Annotated in this window: 6 protein-coding genes; 4 read left to right on the top strand and 2 right to left on the bottom strand. The window is 50.6% G+C overall.

What is annotated here, in order from left to right:
• The first annotated feature begins 83 nt into the window (after positions 1-83).
• Positions 84-7,181: an Ig-like domain-containing protein gene (locus UF06_RS02370; RefSeq protein WP_226972340.1), complete on the top strand. Its 7,098-nt coding sequence runs from the start codon at positions 84-86 to the stop codon at positions 7,179-7,181.
• Between the two features lie 78 nt (positions 7,182-7,259).
• Here UF06_RS02370 and UF06_RS02365 read toward each other — a convergent pair whose 3' ends face one another.
• The gene (locus UF06_RS02365; protein WP_045569013.1) at positions 7,260-8,225 is read right to left on the bottom strand and encodes a sensor domain-containing diguanylate cyclase; all 966 of its coding nucleotides are present in this window, start codon (positions 8,223-8,225) and stop codon (positions 7,260-7,262) included.
• 226 nt (positions 8,226-8,451) lie between these two features.
• Between UF06_RS02365 and UF06_RS02360 the strand changes: the two genes are divergently transcribed.
• The 3 genes from UF06_RS02360 (at position 8,452) to udp (ending at position 12,352) form a co-directional block, all read left to right on the top strand.
• Positions 8,452-8,868: a CBS domain-containing protein gene (locus UF06_RS02360; protein ID WP_045569012.1), complete on the top strand. Its 417-nt coding sequence runs from the start codon at positions 8,452-8,454 to the stop codon at positions 8,866-8,868.
• A 151-nt stretch (positions 8,869-9,019) separates the two neighbouring features.
• Positions 9,020-11,335 (top strand): zinc/cadmium/mercury/lead-transporting ATPase, encoded by a 2,316-nt coding sequence (locus tag UF06_RS02355; protein WP_045569011.1) that lies wholly within the window; start codon positions 9,020-9,022, stop codon positions 11,333-11,335.
• A gap of 258 nt (positions 11,336-11,593) precedes the next feature.
• Positions 11,594-12,352, top strand: coding sequence for a uridine phosphorylase (gene udp, locus UF06_RS02350; RefSeq protein WP_045569010.1), 759 nt, complete (start codon positions 11,594-11,596; stop codon positions 12,350-12,352).
• Between the two features lie 75 nt (positions 12,353-12,427).
• On the opposite strand, the gene UF06_RS02345 is transcribed toward udp, so the two are convergent.
• The gene (locus tag UF06_RS02345; protein ID WP_045569009.1) at positions 12,428-13,588 is read right to left on the bottom strand and encodes a DUF1887 family protein; all 1,161 of its coding nucleotides are present in this window, start codon (positions 13,586-13,588) and stop codon (positions 12,428-12,430) included.
• Positions 13,589-13,670 lie beyond the last annotated feature (82 nt).

Below are 13,670 nucleotides of genomic sequence, written 5' to 3'. Positions count from 1 at the left end.
GCAGCGTAACGGGCACAGGCACGCTTGCCAGCGCCAGTGAGACCCTCAGTGGCATCGACCTGTCCAATCTTAATGACGGCACCTTGACGCTGTCGGTCATCGTGACGGACAGCGCAGGCAACAGCGCCTCGGCGGTGACGGCGAGCAGCACGCTCGACACGGCGGTACCGACGGGCCACAGCGTGGCTTTGAATGACACTACTTATAACGCCTCGGAAGCGAGTTCAGCGAGCTTTACCTTTAGCGGCGCAGAAAGTGGTTCAGCCTATAATTATGTATTAAGCAGTAATGGCGGTGGCACTGATGTAACAGGTTCAGGCAGTATCAGTACAGCGGATCAGCTCGTGAGTATTGGTGATATCAGCAGCCTAAATGATGGAACCCTAAGCTTGTCGGTGACTGTCACTGACGATGCGGGTAATGCAGCAGCACCTGTACTAGCTACCGCTACACTCGATATCACTCAACCAACAGTGAGTATTAACAGCGACAAGTCGGCGCTCAAAGCTGGCGAAACGGCAACACTCACGTTTACCTTGAGTGAATCGTCGAGTGACTTTGCTGAATCGGATGTCACCGTCACTGGCGGCAGTCTTTCTAACTTTGCGGGCAGTGGTAGCAGCTACACGGCTACCTTTACGCCGGAGATAGACAGTACCAGTGCAGCGACGATTAACGTGCCGGCAGATGTCTTTACCGATGCTGCGGGGAATAGCAATACTGCTGCGTCTCAACTGTCTATGAGCGTTGATAGCTTAGTGCCGAGTGTGACTATCTCGAGTGATAAATCGGCGCTGAAAGCGGGTGAAACCGCGACGCTTACCTTTACCTTAAGTGAGTCGTCGAGTGATTTTGCCGAGACGGACATCACAGTCAGTGGCGGTACGTTGTCTGGCTTTTCAGGCAGCGGCATCAGCTACACGGCGACCTTTACACCGGCGGAAGAGAGTACGGCGAGCGGCACCATTGATGTTGCCACAGGCACATTTACCGATGCCTCTGGTAACAGCAACAGCGCAGCAACACCAATCTCTATCAGTGTCGATACTGTGCTTCCAACCGTTAGTATTACTAGCACCAGCGATGCGCTGAAAGCGGGTGAAACGGCAACGCTTACCTTTACCTTGACTGAATCAGCAACTGATTTTGCCGAATCTGATGTGACCGTTGCTGGCGGAACGCTTTCTAACTTTGCGGGCAGTGGCACCAGCTACACGGCCACATTTACACCTGCAGAAGAGAGCACTGAGGATGCAACCATTGATGTTGCCGCAGAGAAGTTTAGCGATGCGGCTGGCAACCTCAATACGGCAGCGACTCAGTTGGTGATCTCAGTGGATACGGCGATCCCGACTGGGCATAGCATCAGCATTGATCAGGAGAGCATTAACAAAACCAACGAACAGGCGATGAGCTTTACCTTCGCAGCAGCTGAAGTGAACGCGATGTTCACTTATAGCGTGAGCGACGGTACCGCGACCATTGACGGCGCTAGTCAAACCATCACCTCTGAAACTATGCAAGTAACGGGCATTGACGTCACAAGTTTGCAAGAGGGGACGTTAACAGTCAGCGTGGTGGTCACCGACGCCGCAGGCAATGCGTCTGATGCAGTGACGGATACCGTCACTAAACGTTACGATGTCGCGCCAACGGTGGTTGATGACAGCTTCTCTACTGAGGAAGATACGGCGAAACAATTTGATCTATTAGCCAACGATTCCGACATTAATGATGACATGGTCGCTTCTTCTGCAACGGTGAAAACGCAACCAAGTAAAGGTCAGGTGTCGATCAGCAACGGCGTTGTTACCTATACGCCAAACAGCAATGAGACAGGTACCGACACCTTTACCTATACCGTGAAAGATGCCCTGTTACAGGAGTCTCAAGAAGCGACAGTGACCGTCACTATCAGTGCCATCAATGATGCACCAGTGGCGAAAGCGTTGACCATCACTACCGACGAAGATACCGCCAGTGCGGCGCTTAGTGTGCGCAGCCAAACGACGGATGTGGAAGATGGCATCCCAACGGGTGATTTGGCATTGGTGAGCTTGCCTCAAAAAGGACAAGTGACCATTGATCAAACCGCAGGCACTTTTGTCTACACGCCGAATGCGAATGAAAATGGCAGTGACAGCTTTACTTACACTATCGCCGATAGTGAAGGCAGCGTTTCGCTTGCGGCAACAGTCAGCGTTAATATCGGTTCTGTCAATGACGCACCTGTGGCGGCGGCAGACACACTTACCTTTGATGAAGATGTCACCTCGACACTCGATGTTTTAAGTAACGACAGTGATATCGAAGATGGGTCATTCACCGCGAGCAGTATTACCTTGCTAGATCTTGGTCAAGGCGAGGGGATATATAGTTTCGCTACGGTGAGTGTCAACGCCGATGGCACCTTGAAGATTGTACCAACAGCGAACGTGAATGGTCAGCATAGCTTTACCTACACGCTGACCGACAGTAGCCAGGCGGTCTCAGCGTCGGCAACCGTCACGCTCAATATTACGCCGGTCAATGATGCCCCCGTAGCTGTTGATAACAGTGCGCAGCTACTGGAAGAAGGCTCGTTTGAAGTCAACGTATTGGGTAACGATAGCGATGTCGATACGGGAGACCGTTTTGATCTCACCAGCGTCAACGTGGTCGATAAGCCAGCTCATGGTAGTGTCAGCGTGACGGCGTCAGGAGCGATTGTCTACCGCCCTGAAGAAAACTACTTTGGCGAAGACAGCTTCACCTACACAGTAGCAGACGTAGCAGGTGCGGTTTCTAACGTTGCGACAGTGACCATGACGGTCACACCCGTTAACGATGCACCAATGGCACAAGCACAGTCACAAACACTGGATGAAGATAAGAGTTTGGTGATCACGCTGGTCGGTTCAGACATTGATAACGATGATGACACTCTGCAGTACGTTATCACTGAGCAAGTTAGCCATGGTGTGCTAGAACAGTTGACCAACAACAGTTGGCGTTACACACCAGAAGCGAACTTCAATGGCTCCGACTCCTTCTTGTTCAAGGTCAACGACGGTGATCTGGACTCTACGGAAGTGCGTGTCGATCTGACCGTCAATGCGGTCAACGATATACCCACTGCGACCGATGTCAGCGCGACGGGAGAGGAAGAAACACCGCTGACCATCACCTTAAATGGTAGCGATGTAGAAGGGTCATCGCTGAGCTATCAAGTCGCCACCGCGCCAGTTAACGGTAGCGTGACCATCACCGGTAACCAAGCGGTCTATACGGGTAACAGCAACTTCTTTGGTCAGGACAGTTTCACTTACAGCGTCAGTGACGGTGAACTCACCTCTGAAGCGGCGTTGGTAACCATTACGGTCAATAACGTTAATGACGCACCTGTGATTAGCGGTAGCCCAGCGACGCAAGTGGATGAAGATAGTGCGTATCAGTTTGTGCCTCAGGCATCGGATAATGACCCTGCGGATACACTGACCTATTCGATTGCTAACAAACCATCTTGGGCGACATTTGACACGGCCACAGGAGCACTCTCTGGCACGCCAAGTAACAGTGATGTGGGTACGAATACGGGTATTGTGATCAGCGTATCCGATGGTAGCGTTTCGGCCTCCTTGCCAGCGTTTGCGATTACCGTGAATAACGTTAACGATGCACCGGTTATCTCCGGTTCACCAGCAACGCAAGTGAATGAAGACAGCGCTTATCTGTTCACACCGCAAGTATCGGATGTCGACAGCCAAGCCTTCACCTTCAGTATTGCCAACAAACCTGCTTGGGCGAGCTTTGATGCAGCGACAGGTACGTTAAGTGGTACGCCATCGAATGATGATGTCGGCACCTATACGGGGATTGTTATTACAGTTTCTGATGGCTCAGCGACAGCCACACTCAATACCTTCAGTATTGCGGTGAACAATGTCAACGACACGCCAACCATCAGTGGTACTCCTGCGCTCACAGTCAACCAAGACAGTGCGTACCGCTTTGCGCCGCAGGCAGGGGATGTGGATAGTAGCAGTTTGAGCTTCTCTATTAGCAACAAACCAAGCTGGGCGAGCTTTAACACTGCAACCGGTGTGCTCAGTGGTACGCCAGCCAACGAACATGTTGGTACCACCGAGAATATCGTTATTACGGTATCTGACGGTGAACTCAGCGCGTCTCTCGCAGCGTTTAACCTTACAGTTATTAACGTCAACGATGCGCCAGTGGCGGTCAACGACACCTTTGTCTTCACTGAAAGCAACGATGGTATCTATCTGCTTGATGTGCTGAGCAATGATAGTGATGTTGACCAAGATACGTTGCAACTGGACTGGGTAAGACCAACCTCAGGAACCGCGACGACGGTCGGCAGCCAAATCCAGCTTGTGACGACTGCGATTGGTACCGTGACGGTGCAGTACGGTGTGAAAGATGGTAACGGAGGTAAAGCAACCGCGAAAGCGACAGTGACCATTAACAGCGCGAAATTGGATGCGCCAACCATTACCGCGCCAGCCGATGTGGAAGTGAATGCGACCTCACTCTTTACCAAAGTGGCGTTGGGGACAGCGATCGCCGAAGACAGCACGGGTAAACCATTACCGGTCTCCTTGGTCGACAACAATACCTTCTTCCGTCCTGGAGCCAATACAGTGTATTGGCGTACCCAAGACTCGCAAGGTAATGTGGCCGAGGCGAGTCAAACCGTGATTGTGCATCCGCTTATTAGCATTTCCAAAGATGCACAAACCACTGAAGGTACCAGCCACTCCGTGTCGGTATACCTCAACGGCCCTGCGCCGAGTTACCCAGTTGTGGTGCCTTACACGGTATCGGGGAGCACGGACAGCAGTGACCATACTCTCGCCTCGGGTGAAGTGGTCATCTCCAGCGGAACAGAAGGCAAGCTTTCGTTTGACATCCTGAATGATGGACAGAGTGAAAGTGCAGAAACCTTAGTGATCGACTTGGACAACACGCTCAACCTCGGCAGTAAACGTCGTTATACCTTGACGATTTTTGAAGAGAACGTGGCACCTAAAGTCTCGGTCAATGTTTCTCAGGCAGGAGAGCAGCGTAGCAAGATTGATAATAGTTCGGATTTGGTCACCATTACCAGCAGTGTGACCGATGCCAACGCGTCTGACACCCACACCTTTGCATGGAGTAGTAGTAACGATGCGCTCAACCAAGCGATTGTAGGCCAGACAAACAGCGACACACTGACTTTCTCACCGCAGACGCTCAGTTCAGCAATTTACAATCTGCAACTGACGGTGACTGATAATGGCACACCACCGCTTTCGGTCACCCACAACGTCTATCTTGAAGTGGTTGAGTCACTGGCAGTGCTTGGCAGTGAAGACAGTGATGGTGACGGCATTCCGGATGACCAAGAAGGCCATGGCGACAGTAATGGTAACGGCATTCCTGATTATCTGGATGCCATTACCGACTGTAACGTGATTCAGCAAACGGTAACCGAGAACGACAGTTTCCTCATTGAAGGTCAACCAGGCGTTTGTTTGCGTAAAGGTGTCACCATAGTGGAAAACCAGACAGGTGGAGCACGCTTGTTGGATAATGAGCTGACGGTCGACAACGAGGCGGACAACATTGGCGGTATTTTTGACTTTGTGGCGACCAACTTGCCGCAGCCAGGTCAGAGCTATCAATTGGTTATGCCGCAACGTCTGCCTGTTCCGGCGAATGCCGTTTATCGCAAGTTCCGAGCGAGCGTGGGCTGGGTCGATTTTGTTGAAGATGCTGACAACTCGATTGCGTCTACTTCCGGTGAAGCGGGCTACTGTCCACCTCCGGGAGACAGTGCATGGACACCGGGCTTAACTGAAGGCCACTGGTGTGTGCAACTTACTGTCCAAGATGGTGGACCGAACGATGATGACGGCATGGCAAACGGCAGCGTGGTTGACCCAGGTGGTGTTGCCGCTCGCGCCAGCAGCAATGCGCTACCACAAGCAAGCGACGATACTGCAGTGGTCACGCGCAATGGCAGCGTGGTCATCGATGTGCTGAGTAACGACACGGACGCCGACGGCGACAGCTTAACCCTAAGCAGCGCTTCGGTGGACATCGGTAGTGTCAACGTGGTGAATAATCAGCTGAGTTACACCACCCAGTCACAGTTTTTCGGTGTGGCGACCATTACCTATAGCGTGACCGACGGTAAAGGTGGTACGGGTACAGCCAAAGTAACGGTCAACGTACTTAACAATCAAAATCCACGTGCCGCGGATGATGTGGTTGAAACCAACGACCGCACGCCAGTCACGATTAACGTCCTGTCCAATGACAGTGATGTTGATAATGACGCGTTGACTTTGGTATCAATTAATAACCCCGAGCATGGACAGGCCGTGTTGAACGCCGATCAAACGGTGACCTACACGCCGACCTTGGGCTTTGAAGGTACGGATGTTATCACCTATGTGATTCAAGACAGCCAAGGTCTGCAAGACACTGGCAAGGTGACGGTGACGGTGAAACTAGTGAAAGATGTCGATGTATCAAACAGTTCAGGAGGCCCGTTAGGCGGTATGGCATTAATGTTACTCACTCTCGCTGGCGCGCTGCGCCGCGTTGGCAAAAAAGGTTGGTTGGCGCTGCTGGCTGCGCTGAGTTTCAATTCTCAAGCTGCTTGGTATCTCGATGCGCAGATGGGCGTCAGCCATGCCGATGAGCGCAGCGCTGTCAGCATGGCGGATGTGGTCTCAACCGATGATAACGGCTTCTACCGTTCGGTTGGCTTGGGGTATCAGTTCGATGAAAAGTGGTCAGCGATGCTGCGCTATGTGGATATGGGAGAAGGAAGCGCGACGCTACGTGGCGCGACCACTTCGCCACAGGAGTACCATCAAAGTGTGGCGAGTGTTTCGCCCATTTTGGCCAGTGGTGTTGGCTTAGAAGTGGGCTATCAATTTTGGCAAAGTGACGCTTGGCATGCCAAAGTCAATCTCGGTGGCCTATTTTGGAATGCGGACATTGAAAGTACCTATCAAGGTAGCACCATTAAGACTGACATTGACGGCTTTAATGGCTATTTAGGTGCTGAAGTGGGGTATGCGCTTTCGGAGACATGGGGGCTCGGCTTGCAGGCTTCACGCTATTTTCTGCGAGAAAACGATGTCGATACCATCGCGATACAACTTACATACCGTTGGGCTCAGTAGCAAGATTTAGAGTAAAACGCTACACATCGGAGACCATGCCAACAAAATGGCATGGTTTCTAGAAGGAAAACGTATCGATTAGGGGAGGAACTGGAAAGTTCCTCTTTTTGTTGCTTTGGCGTTAAACAAGGCCTTGTCGGCTTTGGAGATAAAACGTTCTAAATCATTATGTTCTGTAGTTAACTGGTGGTAAAACTGAATGCCGATGGTGACGGTCAAAATATTGGCAACGCTTGAGTTTGGATTAGGAATGGCAAGTTTTTTGACCGATGCCAATAAAGCGTGCGCTTTTTCCACACATTCTTGCTGAGAAATGGCAGGGATAAAAACGAGAAACTCATCGCCGCCATAACGAAAACAGCTACCGCTCTCATGGCTCCATCTTTTTAATGTGTGGCTCACCATTCTTAACGCTTTGTCGCCATTGAGATGGCCAAAGGTATCATTAAGATCTTTAAAACAGTCAATATCGACCATAAACAAGGCAGCACTTTGACCGTTGGCAATCGCTTGAGCCAAAAGCGATGGAAGGTAGATCTCCAGTGCGTAGCGATTGTTTAATTGCGTTAAATGATCTAAACAAGACAGTGTTTCCAGTGACGCTCTTTGCCGTTTAAGTTCCTGAAGTGCGGTTTTGTATTCGGTAATGTTTCTCACCGACCAAAGTACCTTGTCTTCTCCAATGACCGGAATGACAAACGCGCTGAAATATTGCAGCTCACTCGGGCCTGCGACCCCTTTAAAACAAGGCATGTCGTAAGGGTGTAGCTCATACTCAAGCTCTTGCGGCTTCTGCGTCGCAATCACCTGTTTTATCACATCTAAAAACCATCTTGCTTTGTCTTCAGGCAGAACTTCGAACTGATTTAAACCAATCACATAAGATGGATTATGGTGTCGCTTGGTATCCTTGCCGCCCCAAGCTTCAATGTAATATCCGGCTTCACTGATGAGAAAAGTGGGCTCCGGTAGTGATTCAAAAAAGTGATGGATCACTTTTGGGTTATTCACAATAACGCGCGATAAGATGGATTCATCTACCATACTGTGCCCTTACTTCACTTTATGATTTAAATACAGCTATTAAGATATAGCTCAATAACACATTGTAGGGTTAATGGTGACGCTGGTTTTATCAACTTCTCCGATTGTCTCAAGGCTAAGAAGAACGATCTCATCAATTGATAAAATCGTCACATTCGATTTAGTAAATTGAGGAAATTAGACGACACTTAACTTAAGTGCAAAAAACGCTGCAAAGGAGATGGCGATGAAGTCACTAAAAGTTAAAGACTATATGACCTTACAAGCGGTGACCTTTACGGTCGATATGTCATTGAGCGCTGCGCTGAATAAAGTGATGGAAAGCCTGGTGATGGGCGGACCCGTGATCAATGAAAAAGAAGAAGTCATCGGCTTTTTATCTGAACAAGACTTACTCGATAAGTTAGTCAAAGCCAGCTACTACTGCCAAGACGCACATACGGTCGGTGAATGTATGCATGTCGATGTGCTGTCGGTGTCGCCTGAGATGTCGATTATTGAGCTGGCGGAGATGATGAAGGTAGGCAAACCGAAAATGTACCCGGTGGTAGACAAAAACCGCTTGGTTGGTGTGATAACCCGCCGTGATGTGCTTAAAGCGGTCGGAAACAGTCTGACTGATTGTTTCAAGCATCCCGTCTAGGTATATAGACAAGATGCGAGCAGATGGTGTGGCCTCGGATTAGCGAGGCCATTTTATTGCGAGCAGCGAAAAGTCGGCAAAAAAGGGGCTTGACCTTAGAGTGAACTCCAAGGTTTATGCTTAGGTTGTCATCTTAAAAAAGGAATCGACTATGTGCGCAAAACATACTGCTTGTCAGTCACAAAAAATATCGGCTATTCGTCCCGCATCAACTTGCTGCCAGAGCGCTAACCTCGCGGCTGCAAAAATCAGCCCAATCAACTCAGCCACGGCAGATTGCTGCTCCTCTGATGTATGCTCAACCAGTGACCCTGGTGAGGAAAGCGAGCGGCAAAGGCCTCAAACCCCAAGCCTGAACACAGAGCGCCAGCAATGGCTCATCTCAGGAATGGATTGCCCCTCCTGTGCGCAAAAACTCGAGAAAGCACTGCGTACAATGGACGGGGTTATTGAAGCAAAAGTGCTGTTTGCCACGGAAAAACTGGTGGTCGATTTTGATGAGCGCGTTGCTGCCAGCGATATTGAGCACCTAGCGCAAAAAACCGGCTTTCCTCTTAGCCTGCTCAGCGCAATAAAAGTGCGCAATCCCCTCAATGAGTCGGCATCTGGCTGGCGCGCAACATTGAAAAGCAACGCGCATATCTTGACCATTTCCCTTGCCATGATGATAGGCGCCCTGTTTTCAATCATTGATAGCGATGTTAGCCGTTGGATATTTGTACTCACCTGTTTAGCCGGGCTCTATCCTGTCGCGAGAAAAGCGTGGCGCTTGGCCTTATCGGGTACCCCATTTGCGATTGAAACCTTGATGAGTGTGGCCGCTCTAGGTGCACTTTATTTAGGTGAAAGCGTTGAAGCGGCAATGGTACTGCTGCTGTTTTTGATTGGTGAAAAGCTGGAAGCGTATGCATCGTCCCGAGCTCGCAGTGGCGTGCAAGCCTTGATGGCGCTCGTCCCAGAAAACAGCATAAAAATCGTCGATGGTGAACGGGTTTCGGTAGCTGCCAGTGAGTTGTTACCGGGAGATGTGGTGGAAATCGCTCCGGGCGATCGTTTGCCAGCCGATGGTAAATTGATGAGCGTGATCGCCAGTTTTGATGAAAGCGCGTTGACTGGCGAATCCCTTCCTGTCGAACATCAGGCTGGTGCTAAGTTGATGGCAGGCGTTGTTTCGCTAGATAAAGTCGTTCGAGTCGAAGTGACGTCTAAGCAAGGAGAGAATGCGATTGATCGTATTTTGCACCTGATCGAACAAGCCGAATCACGTAAAGCACCGCTGGAGCGTTTTCTCGATAGATTTAGCCGCTGGTACACACCACTGATGATGTTGGTCTCGCTGGCCGTTATCGTCACACCGCCATTGCTCTTTGCCCAGCCTTGGGAAACTTGGGTTTATCGCGGTTTAGCCTTGCTGCTGATTGCTTGCCCCTGTGCGTTGGTGATCTCTACGCCAGCGGCGATTACATCCGGGCTAGCCGCCGCCGCTAAACGAGGTGCCCTGATAAAAGGGGGGGCCGCGCTGGAGTTACTTGGTAAAGTGGACACCATCGCGTTTGATAAAACTGGCACCTTAACTCGTGGCAAGCCGCAGGTGACTGACATTGTTGCTGTCGATATCAGTGAAGAGAAACTCCTCACCATGACCAGTGCGATAGAGGTCGGCTCAAATCACCCGTTGGCAACGGCTTTAGTTGCCAAAGCTAAGGAAGCTGGAGTGACGATTCCTCACGCCCAAGACAAAACGGCGCAGATTGGCGTGGGCGTTTCGGGGTTGGTAGAGGGGCAGTTAGTGGAAGTGATTGCCTCAGCGAAAGCCAATTTTCCGCTTCCGGACGCGCTCGAAAAAGCGATGCAGACGTTAGAAGCTGAGGGAAAAACCGTGGCTTTGGTTCGCTATGATCAACAAGTTATGGGTCTGATTGCATGGCAAGATACCTTGCGTGATGACGCTCACCAAGCAATTAATGCGTTGAAACGCTTAGGTATTTCCTCGCTGATGCTCACCGGAGACAACCCACGTAGCGCAGCAGCGATCGCTGAGCACATCGGTATCGATTTTCAGGCTAACTTGCTTCCCACAGACAAAGTGCATCACGTTGAGAAGCTGGCGACAAAACAAACGGTGGCAATGGTCGGAGACGGCATCAATGACGCACCGGCGATGAAAGCGGCGAGTATTGGCATTGCGATGGGCGGCGGAACCGATGTAGCGTTAGAGACAGCCGATGCTGCGCTCACGCACAATCGCTTGGTCGAATTACCAGCGATGATCGAACTATCGCGCGCCACGCTAAGTAACATTCGACAAAATGTCACCTTGGCTCTGGGGTTGAAAGCGGTGTTTCTGGTAACGAGTTTGCTCGGCATCACTGGCCTCTGGGTGGCGGTATTGGCAGACAGTGGCGCGACCGCCTTAGTGACGCTTAATGCGTTGAGGCTGCTGCGTTTTCAACCGCAAGAAGAGTGATGGTTGGCGCACGGTAGATGGAGAAGATACCTGCTGATACGTGGCAGGTATCTTTGTCTCAGATTTATGCAAATGGATGATTGATTTGTTGGCTTTTTGTGATGCCAAACGGTTTTTCCTGAAAATACATAATTGTTACATTAGTCAGTTGTGATTTTGATCACTCCATATTTCACTTCGGTTAAGTAAAGTGCATTCTGTACCCCACAATTTCATTTGAGCTTACCTCACAGAGTAAGCCGCAATAAGGAGTGACTTATGTCTCAAGCTGTTTTCCACTTAGGTGTAACCGAAGCCGATCTCAACGGTGCGACTCTGGCCATTATTCCGGGCGATCCAGCGCGCGTACAAAAAATCGCTGAAGAGATGGAAAATCCCGTATTTCTAGCCAGCCATCGTGAGTACACCCTGTACCGAGCGGAGCTAGACGGAAAATCCGTGGTTGTTTGCTCTACGGGTATCGGTGGTCCATCAACTTCTATTGCAGTTGAAGAGTTAGCTCAACTTGGCGTACGTACTTTCCTACGCGTTGGTACGACTGGCGCTATCCAGCCACATGTGAATGTTGGCGACATGATTGTGACCACAGGTTCTGTTCGTCTTGATGGTGCCAGCTTGCACTTCGCGCCAATGGAGTTTCCAGCCGTTGCCGATTTTGAAGTGGCAACGGCAATGAAAGCCGCCGCTGAAGAGAGTGGCGCAACGGTACACACAGGTGTAACCGCATCAAGCGATACTTTCTACCCAGGTCAAGAGCGTTACGACACTTTCACCGGACGCGTAGTACGCCGTTTCCAAGGCTCAATGAAAGAGTGGCAAGAGATGGGCGTGCTGAACTTTGAAATGGAATCAGCGACTCTATTGACCATGTGTGCGAGCTCAGGCTTACGTGCGGGCTGTGTTGCGGGCGTGATTATCAACCGCACTCAGAAAGAGATCCCAGATCACGCAACGCTGAAAGAAACTGAAGCGCGTTCAATCAAAGTGGTTGTGGAATCGGCGCGTAAGATGCTGTAATCCCGCTTTTTACTCGATTGCAGAATAGTAAAACCCGGAGTTTTGGCTCCGGGTTTTCTTTTTCCACAGAAAAAATTAAATACCGTCGCTGCCACCGGCTTGGGCAAACCAGTTGGTGAGATGCAGTTTCAGATCGCGCAGTTCATCTGGCCCAATCAGAGCTAAGCCAAGATCTTCTGCTCGAGTGATGTCGTTGTGGCGCAGTGGTCGAAAGCTCACTAACATCGCACGTGCTTGCAACCCGCCCAGCAGATCGCGCAACGATTCCAACTTGTAGAGCGTATCGTCACCATCATCACGCATGCCTTTGGTTTTGCACTCAATAATGTGCAATTTATTGTTCACCACCGAGGCTACGTCTAGTTCATTGCGTACTTCACGCTCCCCAAGCTGTCGGTAAACCTGTACGTTCAGCGAATGGTCTTGAATGGTCGGCATGTCATCTTGGATTTGCTTGACTGTGCTGTGGACTAACGTTTCCAGCCATTCACCGTTGGAAAAACGGCGCGCGTCTTCATTGGCAAAGGTGAGTACCCCATTTTCGTAGGTGGCGATATTGGCCTCAACCAAATCTGCCAGCAGCATATTCAGTTCGCGGTAGCCTTGCTGCTTGTCGGAAAGCTCGACATCAAGCCGCTGCTCTTTGCGACAAGTGGTGGCTAAGTAGTTGAGCGTTGCCAACCCAGGGCCAAGCTCCAGAGCATTGCTCGCCCAGCGTTCACCAAGCTGGTAGAGCTGCTGATCCAGTTGGGGTGGCAACTCCACCTCGTTAAACTCACCGCGTGCGCCAAAAATGGTGAGGTAATCTGAAATGGTGATACGGTCCTGAACTTGGGCCTCTTCTCTACCGTCAGGGTAGAGCCAGCAAAGTTTGTCGCTGTTGGGCTCCACGACAAAAATCGGCCAATGGTAGGTGCGAAACACTTCATACACCGAAAGCAAACGATGTCGCAGACCACAACTGGCGTTCAATTTCACATCTTCGCCACGGCGTTTGAGATCCTCGGCCAGCGATTGGATAGACTGCTTGATGAGGGACGTATCGACCACTGAGGGAATTTCAAAAAACTCGGTCGTGATGCTGCGTTGGGCGAGGACGGAATGAAGCCTTTGGTACATGTCGTGCTGAGATTCGTCACCGATGAAAATGATGTGTGTACTGACGGTGCGATGATCGAGTAGGGGAGTGACCAAGCGTACCGGATCCTGGTCGATAATACCGACGTGAACAGCCATAGAGTTTCCTTTTTATATGGGCTGCACAGAATGAAAGAGAAAAGGAATTGGCAAGCCCTTGATCTCCATATGTAGACAAGGC

Origin of the sequence: Vibrio sp. S234-5 (assembly GCF_000960595.1) — a bacterium.
Lineage (GTDB): Bacteria > Pseudomonadota > Gammaproteobacteria > Enterobacterales > Vibrionaceae > Vibrio.
Note: the sequence above shows the minus strand (reverse complement) of the source record. Positions and strands in the feature narration are given on the sequence as shown.

Excerpts from the sequence above, each read along its gene's own strand:
- UF06_RS02365 (WP_045569013.1), bottom strand. The coding sequence starts at position 8,225 with ATGGTAGATGAATCCATCTTATCGCGCGTTATTGTGAATAACCCAAAA.
- UF06_RS02360 (WP_045569012.1), top strand. The coding sequence starts at position 8,452 with ATGAAGTCACTAAAAGTTAAAGACTATATGACCTTACAAGCGGTGACC.
- UF06_RS02355 (WP_045569011.1), top strand. The coding sequence starts at position 9,020 with ATGTGCGCAAAACATACTGCTTGTCAGTCACAAAAAATATCGGCTATT.
- udp (WP_045569010.1), top strand. The coding sequence starts at position 11,594 with ATGTCTCAAGCTGTTTTCCACTTAGGTGTAACCGAAGCCGATCTCAAC.
- UF06_RS02345 (WP_045569009.1), bottom strand. The coding sequence starts at position 13,588 with ATGGCTGTTCACGTCGGTATTATCGACCAGGATCCGGTACGCTTGGTC.